The organism is Pedococcus sp. P5_B7 (assembly GCF_054049895.1).
This window is the reverse complement of the sequence record NZ_JBFULM010000002.1, coordinates 567,608-588,404: the sequence shown is the minus strand read 5'-3', so window position 1 is coordinate 588,404 and position 20,797 is coordinate 567,608. Positions and strand designations below refer to the sequence as shown.

Genomic DNA, 20,797 nt, shown 5'->3' with positions numbered 1-20,797 from the left:
CGAGAACCGACAGAGATCGAGGTAGACACGTGAGCACCAGACGACACCTCCGGGGAGCGGCGTTGGTCGCAGGGACTGCGGCAGCCGCCCTCGGGTTGGCGGCCTGCGGTGGCGGCCAGGGAGCCGGAACCGCCGACGGCGGCGGATCCGGGGGCAAGGCGACGACCATCAAGCTGGTCGCGGCCGAGTACTCCAAGGACCACACGAAGGCCTTCTGGGACCAGTTCGCCCAGGCCTACAAGACCAAGACGGGCAACACCCTCCAGGTGCAGATCGTCAGCTGGGACGACATCGACCAGCAGAGCTCCACCATGGTCCAGAACAACAACCCGCCGGACATCCTCAACCTCAACGCCTACGCGAGCTATGCCAAGGACGACCTGCTCTACAGCTCCGACGACGTGCTGTCCGACTCGGTCAAGTCCGACCTGCTCGACGCGTTCGTCAAGTCGGGCACCTACGAAGGCAAGATGTACGGCATGCCGGATCTCTCCTCGGCCCGCGCGATGTTCTACAACAAGGCGCTGTTCAAGCAGGCCGGCATCGCCGAGCCGCCGAAGACGTGGGCCGAGTTCGAGGCCGACGCCAAGAAGGTCTCCGACCTCGGCAACGGTGCCATCGGGTACGGCCTGCCACTTGGCCCCGAGGAGGCGCAGGGGGAGTTCTCGATCTGGGCGTTCAACAACGGCGGTGACTGGAAGAAGGACGGCAAGTGGACCGTCAACAGCCCTGAGAACGTCGAGACCCTGACCTTCCTCAAGGGCCTGGCCACCAAGAAGCTCACCCAGAACAACCCCGGCAAGACCAACCGCCAGGACGCGTTCGACCTGTTCGCCTCGGGCAAGGTCGGCATGGTCGTCGGGTTCTCGCCCCTCGCGGCGACGCTCGACAAGGACGCCAAGGTCGACTACGGCGTCGTCCCGATGCCGACCAAGGCCGACGGCGGCACGCCCCAGACCTTCGGTGTGACCGACTACCTCATGGCCTTCAAGAAGAAGGGGAACCAGGACGCGGTCAAGGCGTTCTACGACCTCTACTACCAGAAGGACCAGGTCAACCAGTTCATCAAGGCCGAGGGCTTCCTGCCGGTGACCAAGTCGGGGATCCAGGAGTTCTCGAGCGACCCCAAGCTCAAGACCTACCTCGACACGCTGCCGAACGCGCACCTCACGCCGACCGACGACCCGACGTGGGACAAGGTCAAGCTCGCCGTGCAGCAGAACCTCGGCACGGCCATGACCGGTGACCCGAAGGCGGTGCTGGACAAGCTGCAGCAGTCCGCCGAGGCCGGCGGCTGAGCGTGACCCAGCCCATCGGTGCAGGGGCGGGTGCGGCCGGGGATCCGGCCGCGCTCGCCCCGGCCGCCCCCTCGTCGCCGGCCGCCGGTGGCCGTCGCCGCCCGGCGCGGCGACGGCATACCTCCGGCGTGTCCGGGTGGATCGCCCTGCTGTGGCTCGCGCCCGCCCTCGCGCTCATCCTCGGGGTCGTCGTGTGGCCGGCAGTCGAGCTGGTCCGTGCCTCCCTCTCGCGCTACTCGATCACGGGTCTGCGCAAGGGAGACGCGGGCCTCGACAACTTCCGCAACGTCCTCGCCAACGACAGCCTCGCGACGGTGCTGACCAACACGATCGTGTGGGTCGTCGCCGTCGTGGCGCTGACGATCCTCATCAGCCTGGGTGTCGCGCAGTTCCTCACCAAGGAGTTCTGGGGACGACGCATCGTGAGGTGGGCCGTGATCGTGCCCTGGGCCGCGTCCCTCGTGATCACCGCCCGGCTGTTCAGCCTCATCTACAGCTACTACTACGGCACCCTCAACGCCGTCCTCCTCAAGCTGAACGTCATCGACACCCCGATCGACTTCATCGGCAGCGACCGACTGATCATGCCGTCGATGATCGCAGTAGGCGTGTTCGTCTCGATCCCGTTCACCGCCTACGTCTTCGTCGCCGGGCTCAACGCGATCCCCGGTGACGTCTACGAGGCGGCGCGCATCGACGGTGCCTCGGCCTGGCAGACCTGGCGGCAGATCACCCTGCCGCTGCTGCGACCGGCGATCCTCGTCGCGACCGTCCTCAACATGATCTACGTGTTCAACAGCTTCCCGATCATCTACACGCTCAACGAGTCCAACCCCGGTTTCGGTCACGACACGACGATCACCTTCATGTACAAGCTCGCGTTCAAGAGCGCCGAGAAGGACGTGGGCCAGTCCGCCGCAGCCGGGTTGTTCAACGTGTGCCTGATCCTGGTTGCGGTGCTCGTCTACCTCCGGGTGTCCAGCTGGCGCGAGGAGGAGTCATGAGCAGCACCACGACCACGGCACCGGGGGCCGTCCGTCGTCCGCGACCGGGTGGGTGGCGGGGCATCCGGCCGTGGGCCATGCCGATCATCGGCCTGGTCGTCGCCTTCGCCTTCCTGTGGCCCTACCTCGTGATGCTGCTCGACGCGTTCCGCCCGAGCAGCGACGTGGTGAAGACGCCGCCGTCGCTGCTCCCGGAGCAGTGGAAGTGGACGACGTTCTCCGAGGTGCTCGGTGACGAACGGTTCCTCGCCTGGCTCAAGAGCTCGCTGGTGATCTCGCTGTCCTCGACCGTCATCGTCGTGGTGGTGGCGATCCCGGCGGCCTACTTCACCGCACGGTTCCGGTTCCGCGGCCGGATGGCGTTCCTGTTCCTCGTGCTCGTGACCCAGATGTTCGCCCCGACCTCGCTGGTCGTGGGCATCTACCGCGAGTTCTACGCCCTCACCCTGGTCGACACCTACCAGGCGCTGATCCTCACCAACGCCGCCTTCAACCTCGCCTTCGCGATCTGGATCCTGCACGGCTTCTTCGCCTCGATCCCGCGCGAGATCGAGGAGGCCGCCGAGCTCGACGGCGCAGGTCGGCTCGGTCGGCTGTGGCGGGTCATGCTGCCACTGACGCTGCCGGGCCTGGTCACGGCGACGATCTTCACGTTCATCGCGGCGTGGAACGAGTACGTCGTCGCGCTGACCCTGATGCTCAGTGACGACAAGAAGCCCCTGACCGTCGGCATCAACTCCTACGTCACCGGCTATGAGCAGAACTGGGACCAGCTGTTCGCCGCGTCCGTCGTCGCGATCGTGCCGGTCGTGGTGTTGTTCGCGCTCATCGAGAAGCACCTCGTCGGCGGGCTCACGTCGGGGGCGGTCAAGTGAGCGAGCTCGAGGTGCGCGGCGGCATGGATCGCGGCGCCCGCTGGGGTGCCCTGCTCGGCCTCCTCGCCGAGCACGGCCGGCTGAGCGTGGCCCAGGTCGTGGAGGCGCTCGGTGTCTCCGAGGCCACGGTGCGGCGCGACTTCGGCGAGCTCGCCGCCCAGCAGCTGGTGACCCGCACCCACGGCGGGGTCGTGGCCAGCGCCGTGGCGTACGAGCTGCCGGCCCGCTACAAGCTGGCCGGGAGCGACTCGGCCAAGGAGCGGGTCGCAGCCCATGCGGCCGACCTCGTGCCCGAGGGCACCGTGGTGGGCTTCAACGGGGGCACGACGACCAGCGCGACCGCGCGACGGCTCGCGGCCCGAGCCGACCTTGCGGCCAGCTCGAGGCGCCCCGCGGTCACCGTCGTGACCAACGCGCTCAACATCGCCACCGAGATGGTGCTGCGACCCTTCATCCGTTGCGTGTCGTTGGGGGGCGTGGCCCGGCAGGAGTCCTACGAGCTCTCGGGTCCGCTCGCCGCCATGGTGCTGGGCGAGCTGTGGCTCGACACGGTCGTCCTCGGGGTCGACGGGGTCTCCAGCGCGGGTGGGGCCAGCTGCCAGCACGAGGGGGAAGCCGGCATCAACTCGCTCATGGTCCAGCGCGCGGACCGGGTCGTCGTCGTCGCGACGGGCGACAAGGTCGGCCGCCGGGCCTTTGCCCGGATCTGCCCGACCGAGCGAATCTCGTTGCTGGTCACCGATTCCAGCGCTCCCGACGATGCCGTCTCCGACCTGCGGGCCGCGGGCGTCACGGTGCAGGTGGTCTGAGGGTGGATCGCCCCGTCGTGGCCGCGATCGATGTCGGTGGCACGCGGATCAAGTCCGCCTTGGTGACCCGCGAAGGAATCGAGGTCGTGGCCCTCACTCGACCCACTCCCGAGCGCCTCGACGTGGAGGGCGCCCTGGTGGACGCCGCGGCCGACACGGTGGGCGCGCTACGGGACGCCGCGACCCGAGACGGTCACGAGGTCGCCGTCGCCGCGGTGGGACTCGTCGTGCCGGGGATCGTCGACGACCGCAGGGGCCTGGCGCGCTGGTCGGCCAACCTGGGCTGGCGCGACCTGCCCGTCGCCGAACCGCTGGAGCGGATCCTCGCGCTCCCGGTCGCCTTCGGCCACGACGTGCGTGCCGGGCTGGTGGCCGAGGCCAGGTTCGGTGCGGCGCGGCACGCCTCGAACGCAGTCTTCGTCGCCATCGGCACCGGCGTGGCCGGCGCCCTGCTGCTCGACGGTCGAGTCATCTCGGCCGACGGCTGGAGCGGCGAGCTGGGTCACCTCGTCGTGGAGCCGGATGGTCCACTCTGTGGCTGCGGAGCGCGGGGATGCCTCGAGGCCGTGGCCTCGGCCGCAGCGGTCGAGTCGGCCTACGCGGCCACCACCGGCACCCGCCGTGACGCCGCGGCGATCGCGGAGCTCGTGGCCGGCGGAGACCTGCCGGCCACCAGCGTCTGGCAGGGCGCCGTCGACGCGCTGGCCCGGGCGGTCGTCGCGACGGTCACGCTGACCGGGGTCGAGCGAGTTGTCGTGGGGGGCGGACTGAGCCGCAGCGGTGAGGTGCTGCTGGGCCCGCTGCGCAGTGCGGTCGAGTCGGCCCTCACGTTCCAGCGGCCCCCCACCATCGTCCAGGCCGCGCTCGGTGACCGCGCGGGATGCCTGGGCGCCTCCTGCCTGGCCTGGGACCGGACGTGATCGTCACCGTCACGCCCAACCCGGCCCTCGACGTCACGTATGCCGTCGAGCGCCTCACGGTCCACCGCAGCCACCGCGTGCTCGAGGTCCGCGAGGTGGCGGGCGGCAAGGGGCTGAACGTCTCGTCGGTCCTCACCAGCCAGGGACAGCCCGTGCTGGCGGTGGCGCTGGTCGGGGGAGCCGCCGGCGAACGGCTGCTCGCGGACCTCGACGCACGCGGCATACGGCACTCGTGCCTGACCAGCGCCGTCGAGACCCGGCGCACGGTCACCGTCGTCTCGCGGGCCGACGGGGACGCGACCGCCTTCAACGAGCCCGGTTCGCCGTGCCCGCCGGGCCAGTGGGACTCGGTCGTCGCGCACACCGGTCGGGTGCTCGTCGAGCACCGTGCCGCGGTGCTGGTCGCCTCCGGCAGCGTTCCACCGGGCTTTCCGCCCGACGGGTACGTCCAGCTCGTGGAGGCCGGTCACGCCGCCGGCTGCCGGGTGGTCCTCGACGCCTCCGGCGACGCGCTGCTCGGTGGGGTCGCCGCTGGTCCCGACGTGGTCAAGCCAAACCGTGACGAGCTCGCCGAGGTGACGGGGAGTCACGACCCGGTCGCGGGTGCGCGGCTGCTCCAGGACCGCGGGGCCCGCGACGTGCTGGTCTCGCTGGGGCCGGACGGCATGGTCTGGGTCCCGGCGCAGGGTCCGGCGCAGCGGGCGGCACTCGGCCACTCGCTGCGCGGCAACCCCACCGGCGCCGGCGACGCCGCCGTGGCCGCGGTCGCCGCGGGCCTGCTGTCAGGGGAGCCGCCCGAGCGGCTGCTGCGCAACGCCGTGGCCTGGTCTGCGGCTGCGGTGCTGCAGCCGGTCGCGGGGGTCGTGTCGGCCGAGGACATCGCCCGTCTGGGGCCCGACGTGACGATCTGGAGGGACTGAGGTGCTGGCTGACCTGGCAGGAGTGCTCGCAGGGGCGCGGGCGCAGGGGCGTGGGGTGGCGGCCTTCAACGTCATCCACCTCGAGCATGCGCAGGCCCTGGTCGGGGCGGCCGAGGACGTGGGCCTGCCCGTCGTCCTGCAGGTCAGTGAGAACACCGTGCGTTTCCACGGGGCCCTGGCCCCCCTCGCGGCGGCAGCCCGCGTGCTGGCCGAGGCGGCCACCGTCCCCGTGGTGCTCCACCTCGACCACGCGGTGAGCACCGACCTGGTCGAGGAGGCGCTCGGTCTGGGCTTCACGTCGGTGATGTTCGACGGCTCGACCCTCGAGGACAGCGAGAACCGTGCCGTCACGCGGGCGATCGTCGACCGCTGCCACGCCGCGGGCGTGAGCGTCGAGGCAGAGCTCGGCGAGATCGGGGGCAAGGACGGCGTGCACGCGCCGGGAGTCCGGACGCGACCGGACGAGGCGGCCCAGTTCGCCCGCGACACCGGCGTGGACGCGCTCGCGGTGGCCGTCGGGTCCTCGCACGCGATGACCCACCGCACCGCGGTCCTCGACCTCGACCTGATCGCGGCGATCGCGGCGCAGGTGCCCGTTCCGCTGGTCCTGCACGGCTCGTCGGGGGTGCCTGACGACGGGATCGAGGCGGCGGTCCGCGCGGGGATGACCAAGATCAACATCGCGACGCACCTGAACGCCGTCTTCACCGCAGCCGTGCGTGAGCGGCTGGCGGCCGACGACGCCCTGGTCGACACCCGCAAGTACCTCGGGCCGGCGCGCGCTGCCGTGCGCGCCGAGGCGGCCCGCCTGCTGTTGCTGGTCGCGCTGCGCTGACCCGTCTCAGCCGCACGGCAGGGACGGGCTTGCGCGGCATACCCTCGACGCATGAGTGACCTGCAGTGTGCCGCCACGCTCCTCGTCGCCCGCCATGGTGACGCGGAGTACGGACACCCCTCAGTCCTGTCGGACGAGGGAGGGTGGCTGTCGCCCAAGGGGATCGAGCAGACCACCGCCCTGGCCGAGTCCCTCGCCGGCTGCAGGGTGGCCGCGGTCCGCACCAGCATCCTGGCGCGCGCCGTCCAGTCGGGCGCCGTTGCAGCCGAGATCCTCGGTGTCGACTCGCGGGCGGTCGAGGGGCTCGAGGAGTTCTCGGTCGGCGCCCTGGCCGGCCGGCCGCATGACGACCCCGAGCTGCAGTCGATCTTCCACGCGTGGGTGCACGGAGACCTGCGCAGGAGGATCCCCCGGGGGGTGACGGGGGAGGAGGTCCTCGCCCGCTACCGGGAGGCGCTGCTCTCGATCGCCGACCAGTTCCGGGGCGAGACCGTCCTGGTCTTCTCACACGGCGGCGTCATGTCGTTCGCCCTGCCACGGCTCTCCAGCACCCTCCGCGGCGACCTCGCGACGGCCAAGTTCCTGCCGAACTGCGGGGTGGCGGAGGTGGCAGTCGACGGTGACGGCTTCGACGTGCGGACCTGGCCCGGCTCGACCGACCGCACCGTGGTCTGACCCGCGCGGCGCTCACCCATGCAAATGTTGAGTAAGCGCCGGCACTGCCACTAGAACAGCCGGTGCTCGCTGTTGTCGATGCCCTTGAGCGCGTCGTAGTCCAGCGTCACGCAGCGGATGCCCCGGTCGGTCGCGAGCGTGCGGGCCTGCGGCTTGATCTCCTGCGCGGCGAAGACCCCGATCACGGGAGACAGGTGCGGGTCGCGGTTCATCAGCTCGAGGTAGCGGGTGAGCTGCTCGACACCGTCGATGTCACCCCGTCGCTTGATCTCGACGGCGACCGAGGCACCGGAGGCGTCGCGGCACAGGATGTCGACCGGCCCGATCGCCGTCATGTACTCGCGACGCACGAGGCTCCAGCCGTCGCCGAGGGTGTGGATGTGCTCGGCCAGGAGCTTCTGGAGGTGGGCCTCGACCCCGTCCTTGACCAGTCCCGGGTCGACCCCGAGCTCGTGCGACGAGTCGTGCAGCACCTCGTGGATGAGCACCCGGAGCCGGTCCTCCGACTTGGCGTGCTGCACCAGCCAGACGGCCGTGACGCCGTCCGCGGTCTCGTGCTCCTCGGGAGACGCCTCGGCCATCGCGCACGGAGGGGACATCCAGTTGAGCGGCTTGTAGGACCCGCCGTCACTGTGGACGAGCACCGACCCGTCCGCCTTGACGAGGAGCAACCTCGTCGCCAGGGGGAGGTGGGCCGTCAGGCGGCCCTCGTAGTCCACCGAACACTTCGCTATGACCAGCCGCACGAGGGGTCACTCTACGGGCACCGAACCGTTGCGTCGTGCGGGGTCCGTGGCGCACACTCGGAGCACAGAGGTGAGCTGGTATGCCGAACGTCCTGGGCAACGTCGCCGGTCTCGTCCTCGTGATGGGCACCCTCGTGAGCGGGGTGCGTTGGCTCACGACGGGCCGGCCACCCAGGGTCATGCAGCCAGCCGTCACGAGGTACCAGGCACGGCGTGATCTGCGGCGCCCGGTGCCGGAACCCATCCCGCCCATCCTCCTGGCCATGGAGCTGAGCCGGTTGGCCGCCCACATCCGCCGCGTCGAGGCGGGTGACCAGCCCCGCAAGGCCGAACGGCTCATGGCGGCGAGGCTGGCCTACGACCACGCGCTGCGCGACTACTGCCGGGCCGTCGACATCCCCGTGCCCCTGGCGATCCGCGGCCTGTCCCGCGAGCAGCGCTTCCACATGGAGTCCGCCCTGATCGGCGCCGGCCACGAGTGGTGAGTTCGCGGGCTGGTGGGTCCTCCGAGGTCGCCCGCCGGCCGCAGGGGTGGTGACCGTCACGCTGCCCGGGGGTCCACCCGGCATACCTGCTCTGCCAGACTCGCCGCATGGCTCGTGAGTTCAGCAAGGTCGGAGTGATCGGTCTCGGCACCATGGGTGCCGGCATCGTCGAGGTGTTCGCCCGCAACGGGATCGATGTCGTCGCCGTCGAGGTCGACGAGGCGGCGGTCGAGAAGGGTCGAGGGGTGCTCGAGCACTCCACCGGCCGCGCCGTCAGCCGCGGCAAGCTGAGCGAGGAGGACCAGGCGGCACTGCACGCACGGGTGCTGTTCACCTCGAGCCTCGACGAGCTGGCCGAGTGCCAGCTGGTGGTGGAGGCGGTGCCCGAGCACCTCGACCTCAAGAAGGACGTCTTCGGCAAGCTCGACGCGATCGTCGGCCCCGACGCCATCCTCGCGACCAACACCTCGTCGCTGTCGGTCACGGAGATCGCGGTCGCCACCGGCAACCCCAAGCGGGTCGTCGGCATGCACTTCTTCAACCCGGCGCCGGTCCTGCAGTTCGTCGAGGTCATCCGCACCGTCGTCACCGAGGACGAGGTCTTCGAGGACGTCAAGGCACTCGCCCTGCGGCTCGGCAAGCAGCCGGTCATCGTCGGCGACAAGGCCGGCTTCATCGCCAACGCCCTGCTGTTCGGCTACCTCAACCACGCCGTCTCGATGTTCGAGTCGCGCTACGCCAGCCGCGAGGACATCGACGCGGCCATGAAGCTCGGCTGCGGCTACCCGATGGGCCCGCTGGCGCTGATGGACCTCATCGGTCTCGACACCGCCTACGAGATCCTCGACACGATGTACAAGCAGGGCCGCGACCGCCTGCACGCCCCGAGCCCGGTCATCAAGCAGATGGTCAGCGCCGGCCTCAAGGGTCGCAAGAGCGGGCGCGGGTTCTACACCTACGCCGAGCCGGGCAGCAGCCAGGTCGTCGACGACTCCCTGACGCCGCGCCCCGCAGGTGACACGGGAGCCGCGCTGCGCGAGGTGCGCACGGTCGGCGTCGTGGGCTCCGGCACCATGGCGACCGGCATCATCGAGGTCTTCGCCAAGGCCGGCTACGACGTCACCTACGTGACCCGCAGCCAGGCCAAGGTCGACGCCGTCACCGCGGCGATCACCAAGTCCCTCGAGAAGGCGGTCCAGCGCGGCAAGCTCGACGAGTCGGCCCGTGCGGAGGCCCTCTCGCACCTGACGGGCACCACCTCGCTGGACGCCCTGGCCACCGTCGACCTCGTGGTCGAGGCGGTCGTCGAGGACCTGGCGGTCAAGAAGGCGCTCTTCGAGAACCTCGACGAGATCTGCAAGCCCGGCGCGATCCTGGCCACGACCACCTCGTCGCTGCCCGTGGTCGACTGCGCTGCCGCCACGACGCGGCCCGAGGACGTCATCGGGATGCACTTCTTCAACCCGGCCCAGGTCATGAAGCTGGTCGAGGTCGTCCACACGGTCTCGACCGCCGCCGACGTCGTGGCCACCATCCAGGACGTCTGTGCCACCGTCGGAAAGCACGCCGTGACGTGTGGTGACCGTTCGGGCTTCATCGTCAATGCGCTGCTGTTCCCCTACCTCAACGACGCCGTGAAGATGCTCAGCGCCAACTACGCCACCGCCGACGCGATCGACACGGCCATGAAGACCGGCTGTGGCCTGCCGATGGGGCCGTTCGAGCTGCTCGACGTGGTGGGCAACGACGTGTCCCTGGCGATCCAGCGCGAGCTCTACCTCGAGTTCCGCGAGCCCGGGTTCGCCCCCGCGCCGCTGCTCGAGCACATGGTCACGGCCGGCTACCTCGGTCGCAAGACCGGGCGCGGCTTCCGCACCTACGCCTGAGCCAGCGATGGGTATGCCGCCCGCGCGGCATACCGCCGACGTCCCGATCGGGGCGTCGGCGGGGTAACGTCCGCGCCGACTGCCCTGCGGGAGATGCAGCCTCCTCTGGAAGACTCGGTCCCATGCCCCGCGCCAACCGGCGTCGCCGTGACGACGCCCCGCTGAACCTCGACCGAGCGGTCGGGGGGACCGCGCGTCGGGAGATGTATGCCGGTGGCGAGTGGTTCGTGCGCCGCGTCACCGGCAGCGGGGCGACCCGGGCGTACCTGTGCCCCGGGTGCCAGCAGAACATCCCGATGGGCACGCCCCACGTGGTCGCGTGGCCGGCCGAGGGCATGGGTGGGCTCGACGACCGACGGCACTGGCACACCCCCTGCTGGGAGGCGCGCGACCGCCGCCACACCCGTGGCGCCACCCGCTGACTCTCTGTCCCTGACGCGCCAGGGATGCCAGCCGCGCGGCATACCGCCCTCTTGGCATCCCGCTGACTGGAATGCCCCGCGTCGACACCGACACCGACACCAGCACGAGCGGCTGCGACAGCGACAGCCGGTCAGTGGCGGCGCTGGCGGGGAAGCAGGACCTCTTCGTAGAGGAGCAGCAGGCCGGCGGCGACGGGGATGGCCAGCAGGGCGCCCAGCACGCCGAGCAGGGTGCCGCCCGCGAGGGCGGCCACGACCGTGACCGCGCCGGGCACCGAGACGGTGCGCTGCATGATCCTGGGCGCCACGACGTAGTTCTCGAGCTGCTGGTAGACCACGTAGTAGATGAGGGCGATGACCGCCTTCTTGGGCTCGTCGAAGATCGCCACGAGGCACACGACGGCCGCACCGGCGGTCGCACCCACCATGGGGATCAGGCCCAGGAAGCCGACCGCGACAGCCAACACGGCGGCATACGGGATGCCGACGATCATCATCATGATCCACGAGCAGATCGCGTTGATCGTCGCGACGGCGACCTGGCCGATGGCGTAGGAGCCCGTCCGTCGCATGATCTCCTCGGAGAGCGAGATCACGCGGGGACGACGCGAGGCGGGGACGATGGCGTAGGCCCCCTGCTTGACCCGGGGGAACGACGCGAGCAGGAACAGCGTGAGGACCAGCACCGTGAAGGCCTGGAAGATGCCGCCGATGACGGCCACCCCCACGCCGAGCACACCGCCGAAGACCTGGCTGAGGAAGTTGCCGTCGGTGATCCTCTTGTTGAACTCCGTCTGGATCTTGTCGACCACGTCGTAGTGCCGGTCGAGGTCCTTGACGAAGCGGCTCCGGAGGATCTGGTCGAGGTAGTCGGGCGCCTTCTGGGCCAGGTCGGTGCCCTGGGAGATCACCGGCGGCACGACGACGAGCCCGAGCAGGGTGAACACCGCCACCACGCCGGCGAAGACGAGGGCGACCGCGCCCCCGCGCTTCAGCCCGTGGCGGGTGAGGAACTCGACGAGCGGGTTGAGGGTGAGGGCCAGGAAGAACGCCACGACCACCAGGGTCAGGACGGTCGTCAGCCGGCCGAGGGTGTGCCAGAGCAGCAGGGCAGTGAGGACCCCGATGGCGCCGACGAAGCCCATGTAGAACGGCGACTGGCGGTTGAGCGGTCGCCCGGCCCGGCCGTAGGGACGGCCGTCGGCGGAGGACTCGTCCTGGGTGGTCTGGCCGGGGCCGTCGTCGGGCCGGTGGCCCTCGGCGACCCCAGCGACCCCAGCACCTTCCGTGCGGCCGTCGGTGCCCTCGTCGGACCCACCGTCGTCGCGGGAGGAACGCCGGCTCGGCAGGATGTCGGCGAGCAGCTCGCCGAGCTCACTGGTCTGCTCGGGGCGGTCGTGGGGATGGTTGCTGGCCCGCAACGCGTCCCGTTGGGCGCGCCGGAACTCTCTCCACCGGTCGAGCACTGACATGCGACGACCCTATGGCACCGCATGGTGCGCAGGACGGAAAGGTGCAGGTCAGGCGTTGCGGAAGCGGTTGATCTGGGGCAGCAGGGCCGCGCGCTTCTCGGTGTCGGTGACGCCGAGTCCCGCCTCGGGCGACAGGGTGAGGACGCCGACCTTGCCCTGGTGGGCATTGCGGTGGACGTCGAGGGCCGCCTGCCCCACCTCGTCCATCGCGTAGGTCTTCGAGAGCGTCGGCTGGATGAGGCCGCGGTTGATCAGCTCGTTGGCCTCCCACGCCTCGCGGTAGTTGGCGAAGTGGCTCGAGATGATCCGCTTGAGGTTCATCCACAGGTAGCGGTTGTCGTACTCGTGCATGTAGCCCGAGGTCGACGCGCAGGTGACGATCGTGCCGCCCTTGCGTGCGACGTAGACGCTCGCACCGAAGGTCTCGCGCCCCGGGTGCTCGAAGACGATGTCGACGTCGTGCCCGCCGGTCAGCTCGCGGATCCTCTTGCCCAGCCGCTGCCACTCACGCGGGTCCTGCTGGGTGTTGTCGTCGTTCCAGAACCGGTAGCCCTCGGCATTGCGGTCGATGATGAGCTCGGCACCCATCTCGCGGCAGATCTGGGCCTTCTCGGGCGACGACACGACGCAGATGGGGGTCGCGCCACCGGCCAGGGCCATCTGCGTGGCGTAGGACCCGAGGCCGCCGGAGGCGCCCCAGATGAGGACGCGGTCGCCGAGCTTCATGGCCGCGCCGTTCTTGGAGACCAGCTGGCGGTAGGCCGTGGAGTTCACGAGCCCGGGGGAGGCCGCCTCCTCCCAGGACAGGTGGGCGGGCTTGGGCATCAGCTGGTTGGACTTCACGATGGCGAGCTCGGCGAGGCCGCCGAAGTTCGTCTCGAAGCCCCAGATGCGCTGCTGCGGGTCGAGCATCGTGTCGTTGTGGCCGTCGGCGTCCTCGAGCTCGACGGACAGGCAGTGCGCCACGACCTCCTGGCCGGGCGCCCACTTGGTCACCCCGGGCCCGGTGCGCAGGACCACACCGGCCAGGTCGGAGCCGACCACGTGGTAGGGCAGGTCGTGCCGCTTGGCGAACTCCGACGTGCGGCCGTAGCGCTCGAGGAACCCGAACGTCGACACCGGCTCGAAGATCGAGGTCCACACGGTGTTGTAGTTGATGGCGCTGGCCATGACGGCGACCAGGGCCTCACCGGGCGCGAGCTCCGGCACCGGCACGTGGTCGAGGTGCAGCGACTTGCGTGGGTCCTTGTCCTTGCTGGCCAGGCCCTCGAACATCCCGACCTCGTCCTTGTGCACCGTCACAGCGCGGTAGGACTCGGGGATGGACAGCCCGGCATACGTCTCAGGGGTGCGGTCCCCGGAGAGGATGGCGTCGCGGATTTCCTGCATCGGTGTGGCTCCTCGGCGTCGTCGGCACGTGCAGCCGAAACTACTGCTGGGTAAGGCGATCCGGGGGGTGGTGAGACTCCGGTCACGCGGTGACCTACCTCACCTGCCGACGGTCCCGGCCGGGCTCGCGGACCGGGTATGCCGCGTGCGCGGTCCCAGCCACGGGCCACCGCTGGCGGTCAGTGCGTCTCGTGCGCCGGCTGCACCAGCTCGACGAGGATTCCGCCGGCGTCCTTGGGGTGGATGAAGTTGACCCGGGAGTTCGACGTGCCCCGGCGCGGCTCGTCGTAGAGCAGCCGAAGCCCCCTGTCACGGAGCACCTGGCTGACGGCCTCGACGTCCTCGACCCGGTAGGCGACCTGCTGCACTCCGGGACCCGAGCGGTCGAGGAACTTCGCAATCGTCGACTCGGGGGAGAGGGGAGCGAGGAGCTGGATGTGCGAGCCGCTGCCGCCCACCGCCATCATCGCCTCGCGGACGCCCTGCTCCTCGTTGACCTCCTCGTGCGCCAACGTCATGCCGTAGGTGTCGCGGTAGAAGGCGATCGCCTCGTCGAGGTCGCGCACTGCGACCCCTACGTGGTCGATGGCGGTGAACAGGTCGATCGGCAGGCGGGTCATGCCACCACCGTAGGCACCCGGCCGCTCGGCATACAGGGGTGAGTCGTGTGGCGGTCGCCACCAGGGGGCGGCAGGGCCGCCCGCTGGTCGCGTCCCGGTCGCGTCCTGCCGTGGTCCGCCGAGCACGCCCGGGAAGGGGTGGCCGTGCGCAGGGCCCCTAGACTGACGCCCATGTCCGCACTGTCCCGGGACGACGTCGCGCACCTCGCCGGCCTCGCCCGCATCGACCTGTCCGATGCCGAGCTCGACCGCATGGTCGGCGAGCTGGGCGTCATCCTCGAGTCCGTCGCCAAGGTGCAGGAGGTGGCCGCCGACGRCATCGAGCCGATGTCGCACCCGCTGCCCCTGACCAACGTCACGCGTCCGGACGAGGTCCGCCCGTCCCTCGGCGCCGAGGCCGCCCTGGCCGCTGCCCCCGAGAGGGAGCTGCAGCGCTTCTCGGTGCCCCGCATCCTCGACGAAGACTGACCGACCGCGCCGACGCGCGCGTCCCACCGCTGCGACAGACCCTGCGACAGACCCTGCGACAGACCAAGGACGTCCCCTCGTGAACTCCGACCTCACCCGCCTCAGCGCCGCTGAGCTGGCCCATGCCATCGCCTCGAAGGAGCTCAGCTCCGTCGAAGTCGTCCAGGCACACCTCGACCGGATCGCGGCAGTCGACGCCGATGTGCACGCGTTCCTGCACGTGGACGGCGAAGGCGCGCTCGAGGTGGCCCGAGGCGTCGACGAGCGCCGGGCGTCCGGCGACGACCTGCACGTCCTCGCGGGCGTCCCGATCGCCGTCAAGGACGTCATGGCGACCAAGGGCCTGCCGACGACCTGCGGCTCCAAGATCCTCGAGGGCTGGATCCCGCCCTACGACGCCACGCTCGTCGCGCGGCTCAAGGCGGCCGGCATGCCGATCCTCGGCAAGACCAACATGGACGAGTTCGCGATGGGCTCCTCGACCGAGCACTCGGCCTACGGACCCACCCACAACCCCTGGGACCTCACCCGGATCCCCGGCGGGTCGGGAGGCGGCTCCTCCGCCGTCGTCGCGGCATACGAGGCACCGCTGGCCATCGGCACCGACACCGGTGGGTCGATCCGCCAGCCGGCCTCGGTGACGGGCACCGTCGGCGTGAAGCCGACCTATGGTGGCGTCTCGCGCTACGGCCTCGTGGCGCTTGCCTCGAGCCTCGACCAGGCCGGACCGTGCACGCGGACGGTGCTCGACGCGGCGCTGCTCCACTCGGTCATCGGTGGCTACGACCCGATGGACTCCACCTCGATCAACGCCCCGGTGCCCGCGGTGGTCGAGGCCGCCCGGCGGGCCGACGTCAAGGGACTCAAGGTCGGCGTCATCAAGGAGCTCGGGGGAGAGGGCTACCAGGCGGGCGTGCGCGCCCGGTTCGACGAGTCGGTGGCCCTGCTCCAGGAGGCCGGCGCCGAGGTCGTCGAGGTGTCCTGCCCGAGCTTCGACTACGCGCTCGCCGCCTACTACCTGATCCTGCCCAGCGAGGCGTCTTCCAACCTCGCGAAGTTCGACGCCATGCGGTACGGCTTGCGGGTGCTGCCCGAGGGCGTCGACGACCCGAGCGCCGAGCAGGTCATGGCGGCCACGCGGGATGCCGGTTTCGGCGACGAGGTCAAGCGCCGCATCATCCTCGGCATCTACGCCCTGTCGAGCGGCTACTACGACGCCTACTACGGGCAGGCCCAGAAGGTGCGACGGCTCATCGCCAACGACTTCTCCTCGGCATTCGAGCAGGTCGACGTGCTGGTGAGCCCGACGGCGCCGACCACCGCGTTCAAGCTCGGCGACAAGTTGGACGACCCGATGTCGATGTACCTCCAGGACGTCGCCACCATCCCGGCCAACCTCGCTGGCGTGCCCGGCATGTCGCTGCCCAGCGGCCTGGCCGACGAGGACGGGCTGCCCACCGGCATCCAGATCCTCGCCCCGGCGACCAAGGACGAGCGCCTCTACGGCGTGGGCGCCGCGCTGGAGAAGATGCTCGTCGACCGATGGGGTGGGCCACTGCTGGCCAAGGCCCCCCAGCTGACCGCGAAGGGAGCCTGACCATGAGCAGCACCACGTCGGTCGCGGAGGAGATCGTCGACTACGACGAGGCCCTCGAGCGCTATGACCCCGTGATGGGGCTCGAGGTGCACGTCGAGCTCAACACCGCGACGAAGATGTTCTGCGGCTGCGCGACCGGGTTCGGCGCCGAGCCCAACACCCAGGTCTGCCCGGTGTGCCTCGGCCTGCCCGGTGCCCTGCCGGTCGTCAACGAGAAGGCCGTCGAGTCGGCCATCCGGATCGGCCTCGCGCTCAACTGCGAGATCGCGCAGTGGTGCCGGTTCGCCCGGAAGAACTACTTCTACCCGGACATGCCGAAGAACTTCCAGACCAGCCAGTACGACGAGCCGATCGCCTTCGAGGGGCACCTCGACGTCGAGCTCGGGGACGGCACGACCTACCGGGTCGCGATCGAGCGCGCGCACATGGAGGAAGACACCGGCAAGTCGCTGCACATCGGCGGCGCGACCGGTCGGATCCACGGTGCCGACCACTCGCTGGTCGACTACAACCGGGCGGGGATCCCGCTCATCGAGATCGTGACGAAGCCGCTCACCGGAGCGGGAGCGCGCGCGCCCGAGGTCGCCAAGGCCTACGTCGGCGCCCTGCGCGAGCTGCTCCGTGCCCTCGGTGTCTCGGACGTGAAGATGGAGCAGGGGTCGCTCCGCTGCGATGCCAACGTCTCCCTGCGGCCGCGCGCGACCGGCGGCGAGTCGCAGGACGACGTCCCGCTCGGCACGCGCACCGAGACCAAGAACGTCAACTCGCTGCGCAGCGTCGAGCGGGCGGTCCGCTACGAGATCACCCGTCACGCGGCGATCCTCGACAAGGGCGGCAAGATCACCCAGGAGACGCGCCACTGGCATGAGGACACCGGCGTCACGACCAGCGGTCGCGAGAAGTCCGACGCCGAGGACTACCGATACTTCCCGGAGCCCGACCTCGTGCCCGTGGCCCCGACCCCCGAGACCGTGGAGACGCTGCGGGGCACCCTGCCCGAGCCTCCCGGGGAGCGTCGGCGCCGCCTCCAGAACGACTGGGGCTACAGCGATCTCGAGATGCGCGACGTCATGAACGCCGGTGCGGTCGCCCTCATCGAGGAGACCGTGGCGGCTGGGGCGACGCCTGCCGGGGCCCGCAAGTGGTGGACCGGTGAGCTGGCCCGCCGCGCGAACGTCGAGGGCAAGGGCGTCGAGGACTTCGGCGTCACGCCGGCCCACATCGCCGAGCTCGACGGTCTGGTGCGGGACGGTCGGCTCAACGACTCGATGGCCCGTCAGGTGCTCGACGGCGTGATCGCCGGCGAAGGTACACCGACCGAGGTGGCGGACGCCCGCGGCCTGGAGCTGGTCCAGGACGACGGCGCGCTCGAGGCCGCCGTCGACAAGGTCATCGAGGCCAATGCCGAGGTCGCCCAGAAGGTGCGGGACGGCAAGGTCCAGGCAGCTGGTGCGCTCATCGGACAGGTGATGAAGGAGATGAAGGGTCAGGCCGATGCCGGCAAGGCCCGCGAGCTGATCCTCGCCAAGCTGGCCTGAGCGAGTCAGCGGCGGCCTGCGCCCAGCAGGCCGCCGAGCACGTCGGTGATGATCGACCCGGTGTCGACCCCGCCTGACTGGGTGCCCTTGGTCGCCCCGCCGAGGACCTGGCCGAGGATGTCGCCGAGCCCGCCGCCGCCGGCGCTCGCGGAGGGCGACCGGGAGGCGTCAGCCGCGCCCCCGAGGACCTTCTTCGCCAGCCAGGACAGCACGATGGGCGCCAGGATCGGGATCAGCTTGGCGATGATCCCCTTGCCTGCTGACCCGCCGACGCCCCCGAGCTGGCTCACCACCTGGTCGCGGTTGGCACCGAAGATGTGCTGCGCGATCTTGTCGCCCTCGGCCGCGTCGACCTGGTTGAGGTCGACGCCGCCCTCGACCAGCGCCGGGTCGTGCTGGCCCAGGGCCTCCGCGAGCGAGGCCGCGCCTGCGGGGTCGGCGGCGTTGGCGTCGAGTCCACCGAGCAGGGCCGGTAGTGCGGTCCTGGCAGCCTGCTCGACCTCCGCGGGGTCGGCCCCCACCTGTTGCGCGAGCTGCTCGAGGTCGACCTGCGACAGGATCTCGTCCACTGCTGACATGGGTGCCCCCTTCGGGTGGTGGTCGGCCGCCGTGGCCGCGCCTGGCGTCAACGTACCGCCCAGCCGCCCGCGGGGCAGGCCTAGAAGTCGTCGAGCGACAACGCGACGACGCGGTCGTCGTCCGCGGCAGGGGTGCCGCGGAAGGTGTTGCTCGTCAGCACCCACAGCCGACCGTCGGGTGCGGCCACCGCATCGCGCAGCCGGCCGTACTCGCCCTGGAGAAGCCGCTGGGGTGCGCCGACACCGTTGGTGGTCAACGGGATCCGCCACAGCGACTCGCCCCTGAGCGCCGCCACCCAGACGGCTCCGTCGGCCACGGCGATCCCACTCGGCGAGGCGTCGGAGGTCGCCCACTGGACGAGGGGGTCGGTGAGGCCCGAGCGTCCGGCGCTGCCCTCGACGACGGGCCAGCCGTAGTTGCGCCCAGGCTGGATGAGGTTGAGCTCGTCCCACCGGTTCTGGCCGAACTCGCTGGCGAACATCCGCCCGTCGGGTGCCCACGCGATGCCCTGCACGTTGCGGTGGCCGTAGCTCCAGACCGGCGAGCCACCGAACGGGTTGCCGGGCGCGGGCTTCCCGTCCTGGGTGATCCTGAGGATCTTGCCCCCGAGGGCCCGCTTGTCCTGCGACCGGTCCGACTTCCCTGCGTCACCGGTCGTGACGTAGAGATAGCCGTCGGGACCGAACGCGAGTCGCCCGCCGTTGTGGTGCCCCGCCTTGGGTATGCCGCGCAGCACCACGGTGGGCCGGGTCGCCGCGCCGTCCGCGAAGGTCAGTCGCACCACCCGGTTGTCGTCTGCCGCAGTGAAGTACACGAAGATGCTCTGGTCGCTGGCGAAGTCGGGCGAGACCGCGACTCCGAGCAACCCGCCCTCACCGTCCGGACTGACCCCGTGGATCGCGCCGAGTGCCGTCGGGGCCTGGCCCGCACGGACCTGGAGGAGCCGTCCCTCGTCGCGCAACGTCACCAGGGCCGAGCCGTCGGGCAGGAACGCCAGGCCCCACGGGACGTCGAGGTCCTTCGCGATGGTCGCGGTGGCGGGAGCGCTCCTCGGGGCCGTGGTCGTCGTCGGACTCGTGCTCGTCGAGGTGCTCGTCGAGGTGCTCGTCGAGGTGCTGATGACCGGCGCGGAGACCGTGCCGGTCGTCCCGGGGCCGTCACCGGAGCACCCGCTGACGAGCAGCGCACCGACCAGCACGGAGGTGGCCGCGGCCCCTGCGGAGGTGGGCCCTGGACCCTTGCGCCGTGGATGGACTGGTGCGCGCGGCATACCCCATTGTGCGTGATGGGCTCCCTGCGAACGCCGATCGCGACGGCGCTACCGTGCTGGACATGACTCTCGTGACCCTGCCCGGACAGGAGTGGGTCGCGGCCGTGGGCCCCGTCTCCGGCATCGAGCTGGCGGTCTGGGACCTCGACGGGGTCCCCGACCGTGCCGACGAGATCCGGATCGTGGTGCCGCCCTACATCGGCGGCGGCGAACGGCTCGCGGCCCTGACCCGACTGCCGCACCTCGAGCTGGTGCAGCTGCTCACCGCCGGCTACGACAACGTCCTCGCCGTGCTGCCCGACGGCGTGCGCCTGGCCAACGCCACCGGCGTCCACGACGCTTCGACCGCCGAGCTCGCGGTCGCACTGACTCTGGCGAGCCTGCGGGACTTTCCGGACTTCGTTGCGGCGCAACGTGATCGGACCTGGCTTCCGTCGGTGTTCCACGAGTCCTTGGCTGACAAGCGGGTGCTCGTGCTGGGGTACGGCTCGATCGGGCGCGCGGTCGCGGCCCGGCTCACGCCGTTCGAGGTGCAGGTGACCGCGGTCGCCAGCCGGGCCAGGGCGGGCGACGAGCTGGTGCGATCGGTGCACGGGGTCGACGAGCTCCCGGCGCTGCTGCCGCACCACGACGTCGTCATCATCATCGTGCCCCTGAGCGAGCAGACGGCCGGGCTGGTCGACGACGAGTTCCTCGCGGCGATGCCCGACGGCTCGTTGCTCGTCAACGTCGCGCGCGGTGGGGTCGTGGACACCGACGCGCTCGTGCGGCATGCCGCGGCCGGCCGGATCCGGGCAGCCCTCGATGTGACCGACCCCGAGCCGCTGCCGGCCGACCACCCGTTGTGGGGGCTGCCGGGGGTGCTCATCACGCCCCACGTGGGGGGTGCGTCGACGGCGTTCATGCCGCGGGCCGCCCGCCTGCTCCAGGAGCAGCTCGGCGCCTTTGCGGCAGGGCGACCACTGCGCAACCTCGTGGCGCGCGACTGA

The 20,797-nt window shown here is 70.7% G+C and carries 21 protein-coding genes; 15 read left to right on the top strand and 6 right to left on the bottom strand.

What is annotated here, in order from left to right; all coding sequences use genetic code 11:
* Positions 1–29: 29 nt before the first annotated feature.
* Genes ACXJKD_RS05645 through ACXJKD_RS05610 form a run of 8 tightly spaced genes read left to right on the top strand, consistent with a single transcriptional unit; the run spans position 30 to position 7,336 of the window.
* Positions 30–1,298, top strand: a complete 1,269-nt coding sequence (locus tag ACXJKD_RS05645) for an extracellular solute-binding protein (protein ID WP_457253488.1) — start codon at positions 30–32, stop codon at positions 1,296–1,298.
* Between the two features lie 2 nt (positions 1,299–1,300).
* Positions 1,301–2,302, top strand: a complete 1,002-nt coding sequence (locus ACXJKD_RS05640) for a carbohydrate ABC transporter permease (protein WP_457253486.1) — start codon at positions 1,301–1,303, stop codon at positions 2,300–2,302.
* Positions 2,299–3,177 (top strand): carbohydrate ABC transporter permease, encoded by an 879-nt coding sequence (locus tag ACXJKD_RS05635; protein ID WP_457253484.1) that lies wholly within the window; start codon positions 2,299–2,301, stop codon positions 3,175–3,177. Before ACXJKD_RS05640 ends, ACXJKD_RS05635 begins: the two co-directional genes overlap by 4 nt.
* Complete coding sequence (locus ACXJKD_RS05630; RefSeq protein WP_457253482.1) at positions 3,174–3,986, top strand: DeoR/GlpR family DNA-binding transcription regulator; 813 nt, start codon at positions 3,174–3,176, stop codon at positions 3,984–3,986. Before ACXJKD_RS05635 ends, ACXJKD_RS05630 begins: the two co-directional genes overlap by 4 nt.
* A 2-nt stretch (positions 3,987–3,988) precedes the next feature.
* Complete coding sequence (locus ACXJKD_RS05625) at positions 3,989–4,906, top strand: ROK family protein (RefSeq protein WP_457253480.1); 918 nt, start codon at positions 3,989–3,991, stop codon at positions 4,904–4,906.
* The gene (locus tag ACXJKD_RS05620; RefSeq protein ID WP_457253478.1) at positions 4,903–5,826 is read left to right on the top strand and encodes a 1-phosphofructokinase family hexose kinase; all 924 of its coding nucleotides are present in this window, start codon (positions 4,903–4,905) and stop codon (positions 5,824–5,826) included. The genes ACXJKD_RS05625 and ACXJKD_RS05620 overlap by 4 nt, the downstream gene beginning before the upstream one ends.
* A 1-nt stretch (position 5,827) precedes the next feature.
* On the top strand, positions 5,828–6,661 hold the full coding sequence (locus tag ACXJKD_RS05615; RefSeq protein WP_457253476.1) for a class II fructose-bisphosphate aldolase: 834 nt from the start codon (positions 5,828–5,830) through the stop codon (positions 6,659–6,661).
* Positions 6,662–6,712: 51 nt separating this feature from the next.
* Positions 6,713–7,336, top strand: coding sequence for a histidine phosphatase family protein (locus ACXJKD_RS05610; RefSeq protein ID WP_457253474.1), 624 nt, complete (start codon positions 6,713–6,715; stop codon positions 7,334–7,336).
* 50 nt (positions 7,337–7,386) lie between these two features.
* Here the strand turns inward: ACXJKD_RS05610 and nucS are convergent, their stop codons facing one another.
* A complete protein-coding gene (gene nucS / locus ACXJKD_RS05605) occupies positions 7,387–8,082 on the bottom strand; it encodes an endonuclease NucS (protein ID WP_457253472.1) in 696 nt (231 codons plus the stop codon).
* Between the two features lie 80 nt (positions 8,083–8,162).
* On the opposite strand from nucS, the gene ACXJKD_RS05600 reads away from it, so the two are divergent.
* The 3 genes from ACXJKD_RS05600 (at position 8,163) to ACXJKD_RS05590 (ending at position 10,875) form a co-directional block, all read left to right on the top strand.
* Positions 8,163–8,567, top strand: coding sequence for a hypothetical protein (locus ACXJKD_RS05600; protein WP_457253470.1), 405 nt, complete (start codon positions 8,163–8,165; stop codon positions 8,565–8,567).
* A gap of 107 nt (positions 8,568–8,674) precedes the next feature.
* On the top strand, positions 8,675–10,453 hold the full coding sequence (locus ACXJKD_RS05595) for a 3-hydroxyacyl-CoA dehydrogenase family protein (RefSeq protein WP_457253469.1): 1,779 nt from the start codon (positions 8,675–8,677) through the stop codon (positions 10,451–10,453).
* 122 nt (positions 10,454–10,575) lie between these two features.
* The gene (locus tag ACXJKD_RS05590) at positions 10,576–10,875 is read left to right on the top strand and encodes a hypothetical protein (RefSeq protein WP_457253467.1); all 300 of its coding nucleotides are present in this window, start codon (positions 10,576–10,578) and stop codon (positions 10,873–10,875) included.
* Positions 10,876–11,006: 131 nt separating this feature from the next.
* Here ACXJKD_RS05590 and ACXJKD_RS05585 read toward each other — a convergent pair whose 3' ends face one another.
* The 3 genes from ACXJKD_RS05585 to mce form a co-directional block, all read right to left on the bottom strand.
* The gene (locus tag ACXJKD_RS05585; RefSeq protein WP_457253465.1) at positions 11,007–12,347 is read right to left on the bottom strand and encodes an AI-2E family transporter; all 1,341 of its coding nucleotides are present in this window, start codon (positions 12,345–12,347) and stop codon (positions 11,007–11,009) included.
* A 48-nt stretch (positions 12,348–12,395) separates the two neighbouring features.
* Positions 12,396–13,736: a crotonyl-CoA carboxylase/reductase gene (gene ccrA / locus ACXJKD_RS05580; protein WP_457253463.1), complete on the bottom strand. Its 1,341-nt coding sequence runs from the start codon at positions 13,734–13,736 to the stop codon at positions 12,396–12,398.
* A gap of 179 nt (positions 13,737–13,915) precedes the next feature.
* Positions 13,916–14,356: a methylmalonyl-CoA epimerase gene (mce, locus tag ACXJKD_RS05575; RefSeq protein ID WP_056922453.1), complete on the bottom strand. Its 441-nt coding sequence runs from the start codon at positions 14,354–14,356 to the stop codon at positions 13,916–13,918.
* 171 nt (positions 14,357–14,527) lie between these two features.
* Here mce and gatC point away from each other — a divergent pair, with 171 nt between their 5' ends.
* From gatC to gatB, 3 genes are all read left to right on the top strand, one after another.
* A complete protein-coding gene (gatC, locus tag ACXJKD_RS05570; protein WP_457253460.1) occupies positions 14,528–14,824 on the top strand; it encodes an Asp-tRNA(Asn)/Glu-tRNA(Gln) amidotransferase subunit GatC in 297 nt (98 codons plus the stop codon).
* 79 nt (positions 14,825–14,903) lie between these two features.
* On the top strand, positions 14,904–16,421 hold the full coding sequence (gatA, locus tag ACXJKD_RS05565; RefSeq protein ID WP_457253458.1) for an Asp-tRNA(Asn)/Glu-tRNA(Gln) amidotransferase subunit GatA: 1,518 nt from the start codon (positions 14,904–14,906) through the stop codon (positions 16,419–16,421).
* 2 nt (positions 16,422–16,423) lie between these two features.
* Positions 16,424–17,959: an Asp-tRNA(Asn)/Glu-tRNA(Gln) amidotransferase subunit GatB gene (gatB, locus tag ACXJKD_RS05560; RefSeq protein ID WP_457253456.1), complete on the top strand. Its 1,536-nt coding sequence runs from the start codon at positions 16,424–16,426 to the stop codon at positions 17,957–17,959.
* A 5-nt stretch (positions 17,960–17,964) separates the two neighbouring features.
* Here gatB and ACXJKD_RS05555 read toward each other — a convergent pair whose 3' ends face one another.
* Positions 17,965–18,537 carry a DUF937 domain-containing protein gene (locus tag ACXJKD_RS05555; RefSeq protein WP_457253454.1) on the bottom strand — a complete coding sequence of 191 codons (573 nt, stop codon included), beginning with the start codon at positions 18,535–18,537 and terminating at the stop codon, positions 17,965–17,967.
* Between the two features lie 80 nt (positions 18,538–18,617).
* Positions 18,618–19,808, bottom strand: a complete 1,191-nt coding sequence (locus tag ACXJKD_RS05550) for a PQQ-dependent sugar dehydrogenase (protein WP_457253452.1) — start codon at positions 19,806–19,808, stop codon at positions 18,618–18,620.
* 62 nt (positions 19,809–19,870) lie between these two features.
* Here ACXJKD_RS05550 and ACXJKD_RS05545 point away from each other — a divergent pair, with 62 nt between their 5' ends.
* Complete coding sequence (locus tag ACXJKD_RS05545; RefSeq protein WP_457253450.1) at positions 19,871–20,797, top strand: 2-hydroxyacid dehydrogenase; 927 nt, start codon at positions 19,871–19,873, stop codon at positions 20,795–20,797.

What these genes read in the sequence shown, in the direction of transcription:
- ACXJKD_RS05550 (WP_457253452.1), bottom strand. Translation starts at nt 19,808, where the DNA reads ATGCCGCGCGCACCAGTCCATCCACGGCGCAAGGGTCCAGGGCCCACC.
- ccrA (WP_457253463.1), bottom strand. Translation starts at nt 13,736, where the DNA reads ATGCAGGAAATCCGCGACGCCATCCTCTCCGGGGACCGCACCCCTGAG.
- ACXJKD_RS05545 (WP_457253450.1), top strand. Translation starts at nt 19,871, where the DNA reads ATGACTCTCGTGACCCTGCCCGGACAGGAGTGGGTCGCGGCCGTGGGC.
- ACXJKD_RS05595 (WP_457253469.1), top strand. Translation starts at nt 8,675, where the DNA reads ATGGCTCGTGAGTTCAGCAAGGTCGGAGTGATCGGTCTCGGCACCATG.
- ACXJKD_RS05555 (WP_457253454.1), bottom strand. Translation starts at nt 18,537, where the DNA reads ATGTCAGCAGTGGACGAGATCCTGTCGCAGGTCGACCTCGAGCAGCTC.
- ACXJKD_RS05585 (WP_457253465.1), bottom strand. Translation starts at nt 12,347, where the DNA reads ATGTCAGTGCTCGACCGGTGGAGAGAGTTCCGGCGCGCCCAACGGGAC.
- ACXJKD_RS05600 (WP_457253470.1), top strand. Translation starts at nt 8,163, where the DNA reads ATGCCGAACGTCCTGGGCAACGTCGCCGGTCTCGTCCTCGTGATGGGC.
- ACXJKD_RS05610 (WP_457253474.1), top strand. Translation starts at nt 6,713, where the DNA reads ATGAGTGACCTGCAGTGTGCCGCCACGCTCCTCGTCGCCCGCCATGGT.
- ACXJKD_RS05590 (WP_457253467.1), top strand. Translation starts at nt 10,576, where the DNA reads ATGCCCCGCGCCAACCGGCGTCGCCGTGACGACGCCCCGCTGAACCTC.
- ACXJKD_RS05635 (WP_457253484.1), top strand. Translation starts at nt 2,299, where the DNA reads ATGAGCAGCACCACGACCACGGCACCGGGGGCCGTCCGTCGTCCGCGA.
- mce (WP_056922453.1), bottom strand. Translation starts at nt 14,356, where the DNA reads ATGACCCGCCTGCCGATCGACCTGTTCACCGCCATCGACCACGTAGGG.
- gatB (WP_457253456.1), top strand. Translation starts at nt 16,424, where the DNA reads ATGAGCAGCACCACGTCGGTCGCGGAGGAGATCGTCGACTACGACGAG.